This is a genomic window from Runella sp. R5_40 (genome assembly GCF_057652295.1).
Map to the genome: position 1 here is coordinate 38,528 of NZ_JBYFCH010000012.1, position 18,300 is coordinate 56,827.

18 protein-coding genes are annotated in these 18,300 nt (G+C 37.2%); all 18 read right to left on the reverse strand.

From position 1 onward, the window contains the following. Positions 1-1,425, reverse strand: coding sequence for an AAA family ATPase (locus AC23N5_RS19515; protein WP_487756878.1), 1,425 nt, complete (start codon positions 1,423-1,425; stop codon positions 1-3). Positions 1,426-1,671: 246 nt separating this feature from the next. Next, positions 1,672-2,673, reverse strand: coding sequence for a tyrosine-type recombinase/integrase (locus tag AC23N5_RS19520; protein ID WP_487756879.1), 1,002 nt, complete (start codon positions 2,671-2,673; stop codon positions 1,672-1,674). Next, a complete protein-coding gene (locus tag AC23N5_RS19525) occupies positions 2,621-3,019 on the reverse strand; it encodes a hypothetical protein (protein WP_487756880.1) in 399 nt (132 codons plus the stop codon). The genes AC23N5_RS19520 and AC23N5_RS19525 overlap by 53 nt, the downstream gene beginning before the upstream one ends. Before the next feature lie 202 nt (positions 3,020-3,221). Continuing rightward, positions 3,222-3,860: a response regulator gene (locus tag AC23N5_RS19530; protein ID WP_487756881.1), complete on the reverse strand. Its 639-nt coding sequence runs from the start codon at positions 3,858-3,860 to the stop codon at positions 3,222-3,224. Positions 3,861-3,918: 58 nt separating this feature from the next. Further along, the gene (locus AC23N5_RS19535; RefSeq protein ID WP_487756882.1) at positions 3,919-5,796 is read right to left on the reverse strand and encodes a sensor histidine kinase; all 1,878 of its coding nucleotides are present in this window, start codon (positions 5,794-5,796) and stop codon (positions 3,919-3,921) included. A gap of 104 nt (positions 5,797-5,900) precedes the next feature. After that, the gene (locus AC23N5_RS19540) at positions 5,901-6,386 is read right to left on the reverse strand and encodes a hypothetical protein (RefSeq protein WP_487756883.1); all 486 of its coding nucleotides are present in this window, start codon (positions 6,384-6,386) and stop codon (positions 5,901-5,903) included. 4 nt (positions 6,387-6,390) lie between these two features. Further along, positions 6,391-6,879 (reverse strand): hypothetical protein, encoded by a 489-nt coding sequence (locus AC23N5_RS19545; protein ID WP_487756884.1) that lies wholly within the window; start codon positions 6,877-6,879, stop codon positions 6,391-6,393. Positions 6,880-6,896: 17 nt separating this feature from the next. Beyond that, a complete protein-coding gene (locus AC23N5_RS19550) occupies positions 6,897-7,199 on the reverse strand; it encodes a PAAR domain-containing protein (protein WP_487756885.1) in 303 nt (100 codons plus the stop codon). An 8-nt stretch (positions 7,200-7,207) separates the two neighbouring features. Next, positions 7,208-8,272 carry a type VI secretion system baseplate subunit TssK gene (tssK, locus tag AC23N5_RS19555; RefSeq protein WP_487756886.1) on the reverse strand — a complete coding sequence of 355 codons (1,065 nt, stop codon included), beginning with the start codon at positions 8,270-8,272 and terminating at the stop codon, positions 7,208-7,210. Positions 8,273-8,361: 89 nt separating this feature from the next. Continuing rightward, the gene (locus tag AC23N5_RS19560; protein WP_487756887.1) at positions 8,362-9,210 is read right to left on the reverse strand and encodes a TssN family type VI secretion system protein; all 849 of its coding nucleotides are present in this window, start codon (positions 9,208-9,210) and stop codon (positions 8,362-8,364) included. 19 nt (positions 9,211-9,229) lie between these two features. Continuing rightward, the gene (locus tag AC23N5_RS19565) at positions 9,230-10,189 is read right to left on the reverse strand and encodes a hypothetical protein (RefSeq protein WP_487756888.1); all 960 of its coding nucleotides are present in this window, start codon (positions 10,187-10,189) and stop codon (positions 9,230-9,232) included. Positions 10,190-10,197: 8 nt separating this feature from the next. After that, positions 10,198-10,947 carry a hypothetical protein gene (locus AC23N5_RS19570; protein ID WP_487756889.1) on the reverse strand — a complete coding sequence of 250 codons (750 nt, stop codon included), beginning with the start codon at positions 10,945-10,947 and terminating at the stop codon, positions 10,198-10,200. A 16-nt stretch (positions 10,948-10,963) separates the two neighbouring features. Next, complete coding sequence (locus tag AC23N5_RS19575; protein ID WP_487756890.1) at positions 10,964-12,373, reverse strand: SBBP repeat-containing protein; 1,410 nt, start codon at positions 12,371-12,373, stop codon at positions 10,964-10,966. Positions 12,374-12,398: 25 nt separating this feature from the next. Further along, positions 12,399-14,186 carry a type VI secretion system baseplate subunit TssF gene (locus AC23N5_RS19580; RefSeq protein WP_487756891.1) on the reverse strand — a complete coding sequence of 596 codons (1,788 nt, stop codon included), beginning with the start codon at positions 14,184-14,186 and terminating at the stop codon, positions 12,399-12,401. Positions 14,187-14,237: 51 nt separating this feature from the next. After that, the gene (locus tag AC23N5_RS19585; RefSeq protein WP_487756892.1) at positions 14,238-14,855 is read right to left on the reverse strand and encodes a GPW/gp25 family protein; all 618 of its coding nucleotides are present in this window, start codon (positions 14,853-14,855) and stop codon (positions 14,238-14,240) included. Position 14,856: 1 nt separating this feature from the next. Further along, positions 14,857-16,731: a type VI secretion system Vgr family protein gene (locus AC23N5_RS19590; RefSeq protein WP_487756893.1), complete on the reverse strand. Its 1,875-nt coding sequence runs from the start codon at positions 16,729-16,731 to the stop codon at positions 14,857-14,859. A gap of 116 nt (positions 16,732-16,847) precedes the next feature. Beyond that, positions 16,848-17,606: a hypothetical protein gene (locus tag AC23N5_RS19595; RefSeq protein WP_487756894.1), complete on the reverse strand. Its 759-nt coding sequence runs from the start codon at positions 17,604-17,606 to the stop codon at positions 16,848-16,850. 79 nt (positions 17,607-17,685) lie between these two features. Beyond that, complete coding sequence (locus AC23N5_RS19600; protein WP_487756895.1) at positions 17,686-18,204, reverse strand: hypothetical protein; 519 nt, start codon at positions 18,202-18,204, stop codon at positions 17,686-17,688. Positions 18,205-18,300 lie beyond the last annotated feature (96 nt).

The window sequence follows — 18,300 nt, forward strand, 5'->3', positions numbered from 1 at the left end:
CTATTGAAATAAGGCTTCCATTGTCAATTCGTTTTGAATAATTGAAGTCGAGTATTCATTCGGTTTAACGCCAAACGTAGTGAGCATGGTTAGGAAAATAGATTTTTTTGTCGCCGTTTCTTCCCTGAATGACTCGATTTTTTGTCGTAGTTTGGCATCATACTCTTTGGTAATCACAAATTCATTGATTGAAAATTTTATCTCAAACAAATTAATCACTTGGTCTCTTCTATCAATGACTAAATCTATTTGACTACCTTTCTTTTCAGCGTCGCCTTTGGTGTGCCAAGAATACGTATTGCTCAACACTCCACCTATGTTTAAGGCCCGTTTTATTTGAGAAATATGGGTAAAGCATAGTTGCTCAAACGCCAAACCTGACCACGCTCTAAAGGATGGATTATCTATCTTATTCAACCAAATATTGGGTTCATACTTGCCTGCTGAACTGATAAAGCGAAAATAAAACAACGTGTAAAAATCGGATATACAGTAGAGCGAATTGGCCGTTTTATTACCAAATTTCCCCAATTTAGCAATAAAACCACTTTCTTCTAATTCATTGAGTGTCTTTGTGATAGCTCCACCTGTGGTCATTTTCGTGTATTTCAACAACTCATCCCTGGTCAAAGCACCCCCCTTTTCAAAAATTGTTTTTAGTACCAACTCGTGCTTTTCGGCGTTTCGGAACAAAGAAGAAAATATGTAACTAAACTCCGTTCTTAATTTACCATCATTTCTAAAGCACAAGTCTTCAATGTTCTGCATAGCACTTTTTCCTGCCTCAACTTGATCCAAATAATACGGAATTCCCCCCATGACCATGTACAATTGAATGATTTGGTAATGGTCTAAAACAATGTTTTTTTGAGCAAAATAAGCCTTGGTTTCTTGTAAATCGAAGGGTTCAAGTTTGATTCTTTCCGTTACTCGATTGTACAATCCACCCGTATTTTTTATTAGATTATTGAGCATCCACGAAGCCGCAGAACCGCAGACAATCAACAACACGTCGTTTTGAGCACTTGCCCAAGCATTCCAAAAAAATTCCAGCCCCATCATGAAATCCGACTTTTTGGTATCCATCCAAGGCATTTCATCAATGAATATCACTCTTTTTTTTGCCGACTTATTTTTTTCTAACTCTTTGATTAAAAGGTTAAATGCTTCCAACCAGTTAGAGGGAACTTCATAATGATTTGAAAAATAATTATTGAGAAAAATGGTGAAATTGGTCAATTGCTGTTTGGTATTACCTTTAGCAAGTCCCGTAGCATAAAAGTCAAATTCATTTTTGAAGTAGCTTCTAATCAAAAATGTTTTCCCAACTCTCCTCCTACCATAAACTGCCAAGAACTCAGATTGGCTCGAAGCTACAAGCTTATCTAACTTTTGAATTTCTCTGATTCTACCAATTAATTTCATTTGTTAATTCTTTTATTATTAGCCAAATTTACACAAAAAATACACTTTTGGCCAATTATGTAAATAATTAGTGGCCAAAAATAAGATATTTATTCAATTATGGCCAATAATTGAATAAATTTAAAGGCTATTATCCACTTTAAGAATGCGTTTAAAAGTATTAAGTGTAATAGTCAAGACCGCTGAGATTTAAATAAAAAAAGGCAATCTAATCTTGTGGCCAGAATATTCAATTCTCAGGCGCTTTTAAAGTCCTAATTTAGTGGCAGCATTGTGTTCCTTGATGTCTTCGATTCGGGTGTACCGTTGAATCATCAAACTCGTTTTGTGTTTGGATTGTCGCATAATTTCCGAATCGTCTGCGCCATTGATTTTGGCAATAGTTATGAAAGAAGCTCTCAACGAGTGCGCAGAATAGCGTTCCCCAAAATATTTCTTAACTGTCTCATAAACAGTCATATCGTTCAAACGTTCGTCCGTGATTTTATCACCTTTACGCACTCTCACAAACAAAGGGCCAGTGGAGTTTTCTAAACGGCTTATCCAATTTTTTAACGTTCGGATGGGACAAAAGTCGGCTTCGGGGCTAAAGAAAAAAGCTTTTTCCTCTGCTTCCCCATACTGATTGGTTTTACTTTTAGATAAAGAGATAATCGCGCCATCATCACTAAAATGTACATCCTCGATATTTAGGCTTACCAACTCCGAGCGTCGATAGGCCCCTGCAAATCCCAACAAAATCAAGCACTTATCACGTAACCCTGCATTGGTTGTAGTATCAATTCCGCGTAAAATATTTTTGAGTTCTTTCATCTTAAACGCAGGTGCTTGCTTCTGACGCACCCCATTCGTTCGCTTGATGCCCTCCATAACAGCACGAAAAGCCCTGTCTTTAGTCGGTAAATCAAGGTTATTTAATTCGTGCAGTTTACGAATAGCGGATAATTTTCGGTTGATACTCGCCCATTTGTGCGTATCGGCCAAATGAGAAACATATGCTGCCAATGTAGCGGCTGTGGCGGGCATTTCAACTTGGTTAGTTTCAGCACACCAACTTCGGTAATACTTGAGATCAGTTTGATAAGCTCGTTTTGTATTAGCTGCTCCGTCTAGCCCTTTACGGGCATAGTCGGCTACTTTTTGGGAAAGTATTTTGCTAATTGGTTGCGCTGTATATACCTCTATTTTAGCTGATTCACTGTCCATCTTCACTACTTTTTTTAGAATCATTCCATTTTTCCCAATCATTCGGACGCAACAATTTTTGAATGAACTCATCCATGCCCAGGTCACGGCGTTCCATCACATGACGCCGAAATGGCCAAGCAGTTTTGGCCGCTTCAAATCCTTCCTTCTCAAAAACTTGTCTAGCATTGTTGGGCAGCCCCTCAAGCCAATCCTCAAAATCCTCCAGTGTCTCTTCCCCTTTTGCGAGGCTCATGTATCGATACGACGCATTTCCAAAATTGAACAACAAAACCAAAAAATCAAATTGGTCCGCTCGGCTTTTCTCCAAAGCCTCAATCTGATTCTGTCGGATTTGCTTATTTGGATGTTTGACATAAATGAGCTTTTCTAGTTCTTCCTGCGACATGATTTTAGGTTTTTACAAAAATACACATTACTTATGATAATTAAAGCTTATCATAAGTAAAATACATACAAAATTAAAGCCGAAAAAAATAACAATGAAATTCATAAATTATTTATCTTTCTAAAGATAAACTATATAACTCTTTACTGACACTTTTGTAGGTATTGATGCTTACAAGGCTTTAAGTAATATGTTACAAACTTTATTCAAATTTTGCCAGTATTTCACGTGAGCTATTTACTTGAAGTTTTTGATAGATGTGTTCCAGATGTTTTCTAACGGTTTTCTCAGAAACAAATAATATTTCCGCTATTTGTTTTACAGTTTTGCCAATTTTTAAATTCTCTAAAACTTCTTTTTCTCTTATAGTGAGGAGACTACTATCTATTTCTCGTTTATTATTAAAGGAGGCAGGTTGTCTCATTAAATTGAGTGCTTTAGCTGCCATTTGAGGCGATAAAGCCCCACCACCCTCCATCAATTCACTTATGGCGTTTATTAAACGTATTGGCTTTTCATCCTTTAGGAGATATCCAGATGCACCTGCTTGTACTGCTTCAAAGAGTTTCTGTTCATCATCAAATACCGTTAGAATAAGTATGCGAATATGTGGATAAAGGCGCTTTACTTCACGGGTAGCTGTTATACCATCCATCTCATCCATCTCAATATCCATTAAAATAACATCTGGAACAGCAATAGATTTAAGATTTTGAAGTAATATTTTCCCATTGGATGCATGAAAAATCAACTCTAAATCATCACTTAAAGCCAATTTCTCTTTGATTGACTGTGCCAGTAATGGGTTATCTTCTGTCAATACAACTGTTGTCTTAGACATATGATGATACAATATATTGACAACAAATATCAAGAATTGTATTCTATGAAACAATACGTCAATTGACGTATTTTTCCATAGAATGCTGAGATAGATTTAGAATGATTTGTATAGAGGTTCCTGTATTATCAGAATCAATAACAATATCAGCGTTAATGTCTTTTGCACGGTTTTGGATATTACTCAATCCATACCCGCAACTATTATATCCATTTTTTATACCTACACCATCATCGATTATATTAATGGAGATAATATTTTGATTAACTTCAAAATTAAGCCAAATATTATTTGAATGAGCATGCTTTATAGCATTTGTAACACTTTCCTGTATAATATAAAATAACGATGAGGCTATAACAGGAGAAATATTGAGCATATGTTTGCAATCCATATCCATAATTAATTGAGGTATATCTCTACCTTCCGAAATACGACTCAAATGTAGTAGTAGTCTTTGCCAAAATTCTTCTACTGAAACCTCATTTTGATTTAAAATCCATAATGTTTCACGAAGCTGCCTATTGGTGTCTCTTACAAAATCACTTAACTTGTTTAATGAAACAACTTCACCTCCCTTTATTGCTAAAATATCTAATTGACCAGCAATATGAGTCAAATTTGTACCTATTCCATCATGAAGATCTCTTGCCAATCGCTCTCTTTGTCTTTGAAGTGCTTGACCCATCTGTAGTGTTTTTTCATTATCTATTTTGGCTATTTTTTCATTTTTTAGCTTTATAATTTCAAGTTGTTGTCCCTCCTTTGTAATAAGACTATTTTTATAAATCCACCCGACAATAAGCAAAAAAGCATCTAATGTCATACCTATACGAAAAAATATCATATCAGAAATATTGCTATTAATCATGCCACTCTTAACGAAGAGTACAAAGAACACTAAGAACAGAACAGCAATCAAATAAATCCAAACAGGTTTAAAGTCTCTACTAATGGCATCAAAAACATAGTATGCCCAAATACCAAAATAGCTAACTAGTATGAGAAGTCTAATAGTTGATAAAATATTAAAAAATTGAACTTGATAATGAAAGCATAGAGTAGAGATAGTCAGTACCAATACCATCAGACAACCCAATAGAACTGGTAGTAACTTTCCTTGCCAAATTGTTTTATTTCTCGATTGTATTTCTAAAAATTCTCTACTAAATAACAAAAACAAAACAATACCACCATTGAGGCAATGAATTAAAAGATTATGGTCATCAAGCCTGCTGAAGGGTTGAGGAATATACGTTGCCCAGCCGTCATTAATGAAAGCATAAGCAGTCATACAAAATATATATCCAGAATAGTACAAGAAAATTTTGGATGGAAAGAACAGGAAATTAACGAGGCTGATAATTATAATGACTATCATTATTCCCAAGAAAAGAAACCAACTCCAACTTGAAAAAGAATAGTAGAATAGAAAATTATCTAGCCCCCATACTTTAATAGGAAGTTTTATAGCATCTCCTTTAAGATTAAACCCCCGCACATATATGATAGTACTATGGGCATTAGGAATTTGAAAAAGATAATAGCGATGTTGAATAGGAGAAGAGGTTGAGGGTAGATGTTTGTAGTCAGTGTTGATATGATAAATAGTCTTGACATTTTCTTGAGCCCAAATAGCCACACTGTCAATAAAATGATTTTGAATTTCAAGAAAAAATTTTGAGTTAGCATTAGAATTAACTTCAATTTTCACCCAACCATACCCGCTTCCCCTTCCAAACTCAGGGGTTTTTACTAACTCCCAGCGCTCTTGTGGAATAGCCCTAATTTGATCAATAGTCTTAAATTGAAGTTTTTTTGTTAATTGATAGATTTTAACAGAATCATTAGCACAGGCAGGCTTAACACAAAAGATATTAAACCCAATGATGAGTATTTTTATTAATCCCAAAAAACGAATGATATTTAGCCACATACAGTTGAAACTTTGTGGCTCAAATCTAATTATTTGTCAATTGTTTAATTGAAAATCTATAATAAAACTGTACTAATATTTATCAAACGGTATTTAGACAACTTTTAAGATTGTTTTTGACCCTTTTTTTGTGCAAGCTCCTGCCTCAATGATTCATTTTGAGCTTGGATAGCCTTAATTTCATTTTGTAATCTTTGATAGTCTATTTCCAACTTTTCTATCAATGTGTCTTTTTGCCTTGTCATTTCTATTTCTTGTACACGGCTCAAATATCCATTTAAAATAGAATGATGAATAGGCTTGGGGTACATTCCTTTGATTTTATTAATCCACTCATAAAAATCCATCATTGATTTTTCTTTCACATAAACATTATACTGTATCTGTTGAGCAAGTGTATCGACTTGGAGTAATTGTATTCTAAAACTCTCTATTTGTACTGTTGACAACAATTGAGATTGGCGGTAAATGTTAGGAATTCTTACTAAACCCCAATAAAATACTATGCCCGTTATTATCACAAACATCCCAAGAGTAATAGCAAATTGACGAATTTTTTCTTGCCTTATCTGTATATTTTCAGCTTTCATATTTTTATAAGGTTAAAATAACTTGTTTCAACATTTGATTTTCTGTTTTCAGTTCTTCCCTTTTAGCCTCTCCTAATTTGATAGCTTCTTGAATATTTACCGCTTCATCTGCTGTATCAAGTTTCTCTTTTAAATTTACTTTAAAGTTGGAGATTCTTTGTTCATAGTTTTTAATAACTATCTCTCCAACAGAAGACAAAACTGCGTTTTGACGGTGATTTTGCCTAAAAAAGACAATATGATTTTTCCATTCAATATTTATCTTCACGATAGTACTTTTATCCTTACTGTAAACGGCTTTTCTGAGTTGTAGTAACAATGTATCTAATCTTTGAACATCTTTGACAAACTGTAGTTCTTCGGCCTCAGAGACAATTGCTTCTTTTTTGATTGCTACCTTGGTTGCTGAACGATACCCTGCCCAATAAAAGAAAACAAAAAGTATCACAATACAGGTGGATACAAGTGTCCAAAAAAAATTTGATTTTATCATTTGCTTAACTTTTCTATTTATCCACCAATAAGTACTGTTGGTAATCCAAGCGCTATTATTCCACCATGAGCAGTCATGTCACCCATTCGTACGGCAGGAGTACCACCTATCAATACGGTAGCAGAACCCATCACGGCGACATCGGGAGGCCCTACGCATACACACATATCTCCCACATGGGCTGCTGGCATACCACCGATTAAAACATTTGGTACACCAGGCCCTGCAATTGGCCCTCCAACATGAGGAACGGGGGGTAATCCAGGTGTTACCATAGGACATGTGTGCATGTCTCCAACTCTTGCAGCAGGCTTACTCATATTTTATTCTATTTTATGTAAATATCAAAACCTCCTTGGTTGCCAGCATAGTTTAGTGTCAAGAGTTTTTGATAAAAAAACTCTTGGAAGTCCAGCAAGCGGACAATATTGTCAAACAACAGAGTACTATCATTGTGATTATACTCATTTACTAAAACATTATCAATCAACGCATCAATATATGATTTAGAAGCTGAAGGAACAGAAGTTTTAAATACATTGGTCGTTCCTGCTATTGTATTTTGAAAGTAATTAAATAATGCTGCTGAACTCAGTTCAGGAAGACAATCTAAGGCAACTCGAAAACATCTTGCCATCCTCATAAAGTATTCTGCCATATAAACAGGTGGAAGACTTCTAACTATAATGCGGTAATAATCTAATGACTCAGCAAAAAAGATAATTTGCTTTTCTAATACTCTATGTAAATCAACAGCTATTGAACTTCTCTTCTCCATACCTCCAATTTTGCGTACAATTTGAGTCGCTGTTTGTTGAATATTGTTCATCAAGGTACCACAACTCTCATAGTACCAAAGTAAGCCTTCTCCGTGAATGTCGGTACATGGCGGTAAGTATTCGTGATCTATTGAAAAACGCTGACTCTCAAATCGAATTCTACAAACAGGAAAACTATATACATCTGATAACATATCATGAATGGAAAGTAAGTCAAGAGAAAGAGTAGTAGCGACAAAAGGTCTCCTACCATTATTCTCTTCAACATCATAGTCTCCTACTTCTGAAATAGAGAATGGATTTGCTTTAATCACTACATAAAAAAGACCTGCCATTCCCACTTTACTTTTGTAATCAAGCAATGATAATTGTAAGGCGGGTTGTTCTTTGGAAGCCTTCCAATCAAAGCGAACACCTCCTGGAGTTACCCCTCTACAAGATGTTATTTCAATTACATCTCCCGTCAAATTAGGTGGTGATAAACTTGAACTTATACCGTCTTCGGCAGCGACTAAACCATAATTATAATTATTCAGCGATAAAGCCGTAGAATCACGGACAATATCTCTCATAGCGTTGTCATGTTCAGCAAAATGCTTCTGGGTAATTTTCATCCCATCTCGCCAATTTACAAAACGATATCTTATCTCAGGAAGTACCATACTGTAAAAAATATCAAAAGTTGTATTTCTGTCAAATTGAATTAATCTGTAAAACCCTGGGCATAAATCGTATCACTCTCAATTATTTTGTTTTGCTTTAGCGAGAGCTCCATGTCTAAATAGACAGATTGGCCAGCCGTATTTTTTTTATACAAAACCCAACCAATCGGTAAATCACCTTGAGTATAAGGAATCGGATTTCGCTTATAATCTCGGTGTCTATTGTTATGAGAATAAATAAAATAGTGAAATAATGTTCCAAGAAGAATATCACTTGGTAGTTCGACCCAATACCCTTCGAAATTAGGGACTGACTCATTTGGTATTTTCGTAAACTGTATATTGATTTTAATAACATTAATAGGCTCTAAAACGGGCAAAAAAGCGGTAGGATTATAGTACCATCTACGATACTTTAAACGCGGTATAGATAGTGCATATTGATAACTTTTATTTAATATAATTGGAATCAACATAGATATTATCCCAGCAGTAGAGTTTGTAGCAAACTGATTAGGATTAGATGAAATAACACCAAATACAGTTATAAAACTCAATGAACCGACAAAAATCCAAATCAATGTAGTAGCTGATTCAACAAATCCATCCTCTTTGTGATACCACTGAAATACTTGTTGCCCTTTCCAAACGAGGACTAAACCTTCTAAAAAAGCTGCTAATGTTATTATCCAAAAAATCAAAGGAAGTGATGTGTTTTTGGACAAAACAAGACCTAATCCTCCAAACAAAAGGGTATTCCCCATAATTCCCAAAAATAATCTTACAGTAGATATTTCGGCCTTCTTTAAATACCATGTCACTCCTATGAACACAAAGGTCAAAATTGAATAAATAACAAGGATAAGAATATTATTATTGAGAAATTCCATTTGATATTTTTATTTATATTTATAAATTAGTTGTAAATCCAAGAACTGCCTCTTGGCCCAACTTAAAGCCTTTACTTTCAGGTCCTCTAATAAGTTGCATTTCTACTTCAAACTCCACGGGAACCAATAAGTCACACAACGTCTTAAATAATTTTTCACCTTGTTGGTGAGGAAAGTATTTATTCATTCGCTCATAAGATAGACCTTTCAAAGTTGTTGTTTCATCTTCAATTTGGCTGATTTTAAAAATTAATTTGCCTTTTTTAGATAGTCGTTTGGGCACCAATACTGTATTAACTCCTAAAAAACTATCGCCAAGGCATGCAAATTCATCATCTACAGCTAAATCAAACATTGAATTATTTAACTCAATTTGTACTTTATCCTCAAGCATAAAACTAAACGCCTCTTGCATCCATGTGATATTTGAAGATATTTTATGTGCCATAATCGTCAGTTGAAAAAAACGAACTTTCTGGTTTTCACTCAACCTCAACGCTTCAATCTGTGGCCAAAATATTATCAGTATTTCATGTAAAAACTGCTTATCTGTGCCAAACAAAGTATGGTTTTCAAATTGAGCAGCTTTGACTTTTTGATGACTGAGTGCATTGTCAAAAGGCCATAATAATTGTCTTGCATCGGCTTCTTGTTGAGTCTCTTCTGCTTTTATTTCTTCCCATTGAGCCTCATTGCGTGCACGTGAGACTGGCTTATTAAAAAGACGCTCGGGTAGATAGTCGTAAAATCCACTGTTGGGTGTGTTGAGTTTCCACCATTTTCCGCGATGAAAAGGATCTAACTCTTCAATTCCAGTAACATCACGATCAAAAAAACGAGAAGAACTCTTTTGAGGTGCTATTACTAATTTTTGTGCTTCAACCCCATTCATAAATAACTCTTCTGCAATCACCTCAAATCTCAGGCGCTTGGTAGGTAGATTGGGCAGAATGTTATTTATTTCTTCAATCGTCAACATAATTGTCTTTAAATTCGTAAACGAAGTGCAAATCCCGTTTGAGTAGGTAATATAGTTATTTTTTTATCAACTTTTCGTTTCGTCAAAAGCAAATAGGCTTCATATCCAGCCGATAATATTGCAATACCTGTTAACCCATAAAATATACCAGATTTTTGAGAAGACTGAACACGGTTATAAGCATTATCCCATAACTCCTTATCAGATTGACTCAATAACTTACCATTAATCTGAGGTAAAGAGGTATTTAATTCATTCAACTGTGTCAGTTGTTTATCAAAGTTTTTACGAATGATAAAAGCGGTCCCACCAGATGCCAAGCCTAATGCACCAACACCCAATTTTAAACCAATCGGGTGAGGTTCCAGATTAGGGTCAATAGGTTTTCTATTTCCATTTTTTCCAATTGTCTCTTTTTTACAACTTTTTATAAATAAATTGAAATCAATTTGTCCATCAACAAAAAAATTATCGGCTTTATAATCCCATAAAATTTGGTGGAAACCAGTTTTAACCTCCTTCAATTCCCCTTTAATGGATTTGGGTTTTATTTTTTCATTTGTTGCCAATACAACTACTTCTATGGAAGTAACTGTTAAACATTCATCTACCGAACGTACTTGATATGTGATAACTATCTGATCGTTGACAATTTTTACATTTGTTGGTTTCATAGTTTCTTGACTCAATAGTTCACAAGGGAACCAAAACAGGCCAACAACCATACAGAGCATGAGAGATTTATATTTTTTGTTCATAGCAGTTGAGGAAAAATTATTGATATTTAAAAAGAAGCACATCCACATTACCCTTGTTAACAACTTGTTTGTTTCCGACCATTAAAGACGTCCGAAAAGTTCCTACACCTACAACCTCATTACCACGATACATCATTATTCCTCTCCCCTCTTCGTCGCTACTTGAGCTTATTTGATCGAGGTTTAGAACTGAACCATCACTCCCAAGCATACAAATGAAAATATCATTACCACCTTTGTTTTGAAGATTTATTTTACCATTGCCTTTAGGACTTGATAATACATTACTTTTAAAATACCCAATGGCAAAGACGTTTCCATTGTTATCTACTGTTAAGTCAGTCCCTACATCAGTATCTGACCCTCCCAAAGCCTGAGCCCAGATTATATTTCCTTCTTGCGCATTCAGTTTTAAAACAAAAGCATCCTCTTTTCCCGTAGAAGTTAAATTCAACGCAGAAATATTAGCTTGCCCTGCATTTGCATTTTGCCCAAAATAACCAGTCACATATACTGCTCCATCGACCATAATGAGGCTTGTACCTAGGTCATCCCATATACTACCATAGCCCTTATCCCAAATTGGAGCACCATCAGTACTATATTTAATTACGAAAATATCATTAGAGCCTTCACTTGTACCTGGCGCTCTTCTTCCCCAAGAGAGCCCTGTTATATACACAGCACCATCGTTATCTGTGACTATGTCTAAACCCACGTCACTACCTGTAGAACTAGTGGGGCTATTGGCTTCTTTAGCCCACCGTAGCTCTCCATTCGACGTGAATTTAGCTGTTACAATATCGGTATTTGCGACGGTCTTACCACGGGGGCTAAGTGGAGTACTTTTACCCGCTGTTTGTGCATCGTAAAAATTAATTTGCAAATCAAAAAACGAACCTGTAAAGTAAACATTAGAGTTCTTGTCTGTCGCAATACCGTATCCTTCATCATCACCAGTTCCACCCACGTTTGTTGCCCACAGCAAATCTCCATTGGTTGAATACTTTGCTATAAATGCATCTTTTCCACCCTGTGAATTAATAGTTCGTCCTATAACTCCATTACCATTAAAAAAAGAGGCGCTGGCCCTGATAGCGCCAGTAATAAGAATATTTCCACTTGGGTCAATAGCTATTCCATTACCACTATCGTCAGAGCTACTACCGATATTTGCCACCCATTGTACCACTTGATCGGCGTTAAATTTGACCAAATAAATATCTTGCCCTCCCCTAGAAGTTCGAGATGACTGACTTAGTACTCCTGTAAAATTGCCAAGTATATAGATGTTATTTGCATTGTCAGAAACTGTTTTGGAGACAGTGGTGCTTGAATTTCCAGAGAAGCTCCAACTTTGGGTTATCGCAAAAACTGACTTATTCTCAGGAATAGACCAATCACAGCCTCCTATTGTTATCAACATAAAGAAACAAAGTATAACTCTCATATTACAAGTGATTAATGATGATTCTTATCGGTAAAAAAAATGAACTTTGTATCTCAATACTCTTCAATAATTGGTATTTGTACTCCTCCCACTGCTCAATAGCTATCCCTTTATTCTGATTAGGCCAAAGGCAAATATCAAGCGTCTGCTGGACACCATCGTATTGCCCTGGCCCTACCATAAAACCTTTTTTTATTTCAACCTTTTGGATTTTATCACCGAGCTCTGCCCAGCATACCGCTTTGTAATCTTCCACCGTAACTATTCTCCCTCGTGTCAATATTACTTTTCGAAACTTTGGAAGGTATTCATCGTCTTGTATGGGGTTTTGCCCGCCTGTGGTAGTTGTCAATAACGCAAGTTCGTCCGTAAAAGCAAGGTTGCTTCGATCTCGGTTCAATTTAGTCCCCCAAGCAATTCCATTGGCAGCTTCTGCTTTCGTTGTCCAAAAACGCATATGAACTCGGCCTGATTTTTCGTTTGTTTTTAAGTGTATATACCAAGGTGGAATCAAGTCTTTTCTGAGGTCTTTCGTGATGCGTTCCAGTCTTTTCCGAATCTCCTCAATATCGCTCTCCAGTTCGCTCTTACCCAAAGCCATAAACATCGCACTTTCATCTCGTAACAAGTCGGTTACGTAAGATATCATCTCAACCGCATCCCGCTCATCGAATCTGGTTATCCCACCTTTTCTTAATAAATATTGATTTGGACTCGTTCTTGTGAACTGTTGTACATTATTGAACTCAATGCCTGTTTGCGTTTCTACTTTTAGCATCCCTAAAAAGTAATCGCCTTCTTCTACCTTGACGGGAAAAACATTTAAAATGGGTCTTAGTTCAAACGCTGACGGGGTAAACACACGCCGATTTACGACAGGAAAAGCATTGGTTTCTATTTGCAATCTGCTTAGTACCTCTGGCGATAAGCCCCCTGAAAATCGAAGTTTAAGCCAAAATAAATCATGTATAAAAAACTTAACAAGCTCTTCTGGGCTTACCATTTTGGCAATCTCCTGAGGATATTTTCGTTTCTCTAACTTAATATCTCGATAGGTACGACGGCTACGACTGTTGATACTTATAAAGTGATTTTTGTAATAGTGCTGAATAGTATTTTCTAAAGTTGTTTGTGAATTAACACTTGTTGACTCAAAGTCAAATGGCCTACGATTCACCAAACCTGTAGTAACTTGCAGCTCGTCTTGCTCACTAAATACCCTCAAGTCTCTTAGACGATTGAGATGCGTATAGCGGCCAGGGTCGTTGCGCCAATCAAAAAACAAACTCAAACCCTCAAATTCCGTAAGTTCTTCTGTGTCATTATCGTCTTTTTTTAGCTTCAATCCTATCCATATTTCGTTGGGGGGAAGCATTTCATTCATAAAGTTTTCTTTGGGGGTTGGCCCACTCATATCCTTGATCCTACTCTGTACGATGACCGTAGCAATCTTGGTCTTATGCAGCATATATTGGCCCACCGACGAAAAAAAACACTCCTTTCCCTGAACCGTAGCACTAAATGCGTTGTCTGGTGTGACTTCATACTGTGAATCTACGATTGTAGCCCTCATCACTGCATGAGCAGGCTGCGCCCCAGTCAATACATCTGGTACAAGCACACCCGCCAATTGTTTTACGATGCGAGTACGGGCGTTGTCTATTTCATGGTGCACATTCTCCAGGCCAGTTGCAAACGCCCCAAGCAACATCGCAATCAAGGGATCAAAACTCTCAAGTGCTACTCCATCCTCTTCATAATCCCACAAACGGGTTATCTCCCGAATCATTTCGTTTCGGATGTATTCTCGGGTTTTGTATCGGCGTGCGTCGTTGTACATTTATGAATACCTTACCAATCTAAATTTCATATCTTTGAGTGGCTCGTTGGTGCGTACCAACGTACTCGAAATCGTCACGATGATGTAGCGACATAGTCGCGGGCTTTCTCCTTCAAGGGTCTCTTGTACATCATTGACCTCAACCCCTACATTGCTCACCCTAATTCTCTTTTCATACCGCTGTAAATACTCTAAAATTGACTTCCGAAGTTGGTCTCGGCTTGGGGTTTCGGTGATTTGTCGGAAATCGAAATTATGAACTATACAGCCAAAACTGGCGTCAAATGCATAATCTCCTGGCTTGGTAGAAAGATACAGCATGATGTTTTGAATAATAGATTTCTCCACTGGCAGCATATCTATCACCGTACCTTGAAGCATGTATTCCAAAAAATCCTCAAAGTCTATTTGACGTGTTACTTCTTCAAACTCTAAAATCCGACGTTCAAGCATCAACTTCTTCACCATAGCGTATTTCTCAACGTCGCGGGCGGTATGTCTGCGCAATAGCTCCTTGTAATTGGAGAACTGCCGAATCTCTTCGACAAAGTTTCGTTCATCGCCCTGCCGTTTCATCAGGGCACCAAAAGAGGGAGGTATTGGGTAGTAGTTGGTCATGTTAGTTGATCATTACCATTGCTCCTTTGAGGGTGGCCATTCCGCCGCCATCAAGTGCGAGTTGTGCATTTGCCTTTACCGTAGCTTGGGTCTGAGCATTGATATCAACGGTCATACCTTCCACTTTTACACCCGTTTGACCACTTACTTCCACCGCTGTACTGGCCGAAATCTTCATGTCGGTACCAGTACTTACTTGCATGCCTTGGTCGTTGGCGATTTGGGTCTTTCCTGCCTTTACATCCCACTCGTCCGAGGCTTCCATTTTGATTTTGGGGGCTTTCAATTGAATCCCCTTGGCCGCTTCCAAAAAGATGGTTCCGTTGCTTTTGGCTTTGATACTCGACCCACCATCGAGCGACAACTCTATTTCGTTTTTGCTTTCTTTGTTATATATCCTAATTTTTTCTTTCCCATCGGTATCATCAATGATGATGTGGTTACCCCCTTTGGTGATAATGCCCTTGATGTTGTTGTCTTTATTGAATAGCTCACCTGGGCGGTTTTGTCCGTGGTACATACTGCCCGTGACAAAAGGAACGTCAGGGTTGCCAAATTCAAAATCTACAAACACGACTTCCCCAATTTCAGGAATAAAATAAACTCCTTTGTCCTTGCTCGCCATGGGGTTGACTACCCGCAACCACGGCGTCATTTCGTTGTCTGCTTTTTGCCACGGAAACTGTACCTTCACTCGGCCCATGTTGTCTTTGTCATCTACCTTCATGACCACCGCAGGCTGTGGCTCGGCGTTGGTTTGTACGATTCGGTAGTCAACTGGGGCAAAGTCGGTATCTTGGGGTACTGCTTCTAAACTGCACTGATATACCCCGCGCGAATCTAAGTAATGACTGAGGCGTGTGACTACAAACGTCCCGTAGTCCGTTGTTTCTTTTTTGTTGCTTTTGTTGGTAAAAGTATCTTCTACTTTTATTTTTCCGCCGAGAGGAATCTGCATCTCAGAGGTGCGCCCCGTCAATACGGCAAGTTTGTTGGTTTGCTCGCTTTTTTTGAGCTTAATAGCCTGCATGAGAGGATTATTTTCTCGGTAGTTTTGATAACCTATTTCAATAAGCTCATCGTTGAAAACACTCTCCGACTTTTTTCTTCCCAATTCGGCCAATGTGCCCAATCCATTCACTGAGACCCCAGAAGAAGGTGCTTCGTAGGTTTGGTCGTTGTAATAGTCATAATAGACTCCTTTGAGATTGAGGGGGGTAGCCCGTACGCTGTACTGCATATCAAAGAAATTTTCGCCTTGGATAAGCTTTACTTCGGGGTTGGACTCACGGCCATTTTTACCAAAAACCAATTGAACACCATCGTAGTACATCCACTCACCGTAATCCTCAGCCAAGCGCTGCAAAAAATGGAAGTTGTCTTCTTCGTATTGCGTGACGTAGCGGATAGGGCTGCTCGTAGTAGGCGATACTTTTTTGGCTAAGCCACCTAAGGGGGAGAGTACTTTGGTTATAATTTGTTCCAATGTCTTGTCCGTAAATGAGCGCGTGGTACGGCCAGTACTTAGCAAAGCCGTTGGGCTTACGCCCGACACCACCAGGGTGTTGGCCGTAGTACTACCTCTACTCAGGCGCAGAGAAGTGGCGATGCCCTTGAATATCCGCGACTGTACTTCCTTGTTATCCTTATCTCCCTGTTTTAGCGTGATCGTTACTGCCTCGCCCACTATCTTATCCGACAAGTCCTTCAAATCCACTTTCTCGGGCTTATCGGGATGCATATCGAGGGTGAAGCTCACTTCAAAGCTGTGGTGGTTTTCGAAGGGTTGATTGATAGAAACACTGCTGATGCGCGTAAGGGTAAGCGCACCCAGCTTGATTTCTATGCTTGCCAGTAGTTGGTTGGTTGAGGGCATAAATGTTATTTTTTAGGGATAGGAATTACACAAAAGAAATAATGCTCTGCTTCAATTTATGAATCCTTTAACTATCGAAGAGTAATCTTTTAATATGACAAAAAGTTTTTTTAAAGTTAAAAAAATGGTTGAAGGAGCATTGATGGCGTAATATTATATCTGAAATTTTGAGTGTCATATGTTCTTAGTATTTGTGTTACCCTATCAGGGTCAGTTTCATATTTATAAATCTTTTTTATTTCATCAAGAGTAAAAATCAAATCGTATTCTTGAAAAGTAGTACTAAGATAAGGAAACTTATCACGTTCCTCCGGAATCAATTTTGCTGGAGGAAAATGAAATAGGAACGACCATAGATTTTTTGTATCATAAATATGGACTTTTAAAGTTTGTTTTTTTTCATAATACATAAAATCGCAAGTGCAAGACCCTATAAATTGAGCTGGCGAAAATCTTCCATCTTTTAATATTTCATTTAATATCCCACTATCATCTCCATTAAAAATTGAAAATTCAAAAACATATTTTTTTGGAATATCCTCGCGTTTTCCACTTTGGTAATTTAGTAGGCCCAAATAGAATATACCAACTATAATTTTCATCATATTTGTATTTTTAAGATTCTCAGAAAATGGATGGTTTGGGTCAAAATATGTATGGCGATTCCCACTCATACCATGCGCAAAATCCCAAAATAGCTTCCCCATAATTTTAAAACTACTATCATAGTCATAATCTCGCTGAAATTCAAAATTTTTAAGTACTACCTTTTCACGAGCTATATAGCACATGTCTATATCTTCCCCTACCAAAGACTGTTCTAAAACGTCCTCTCTCCTGCATAATTCAAACCTTTCTTCATTTGTCAGTCCCATATTTTTGTATTTTAAAATTTGCGAAAATATTAAAAATTGTCTTTTTACAAAGAAATCTTATGGTTGGAAAAAGTTAGATTTAAGCAAACCTATCAGACCCCAAATTTTCAAGCACTAATAAAGTAATCGGTGCACTTTTTTCTAATAAAGTCATGAGTTCCCTAAATTCTGCTGTATTTGGAGGTACAATGCACCCATCGCTTCCATAATAACCAGCCCCGTGAATCAAAAACCCACCTCTATTAATTTTTTTTAATAAAGTCGCCGTTTGTCCTGTGGGTGTAAGCCTTGCTCCTATTCCATTTATAGATTTTATTTTTTCTGGCTTAGCAACCGAATAAACTCCTGGTGGAATAGGTCCTCCACGCTGGGCAGCTTTTTCAACACTTGTACGCTTTTTCCCCCAAGAATAGGGGTTATTTACTACTGTACTATCAGTGATTTTCCCTTTTGAGGCACCTCCTCCCCCAGTTAAAGCTTTGCATGAAACGTATGTACCGTCAATTCGTCCTACTAACACACCTTCAAAAATTGAGTATGTCAGATAGTTGGAAAGAGGTGAGGCAGATAAAATGGCATCAGAACTTGGCTCTATCATGGTTTAAAAAGTTTATACGTACAATAAAAAGTATTAAAAAGTAGAAATAAGCTAAGGCTGAGCAACAACGAAGCAAGGTTTTTTCAGAGATTTATT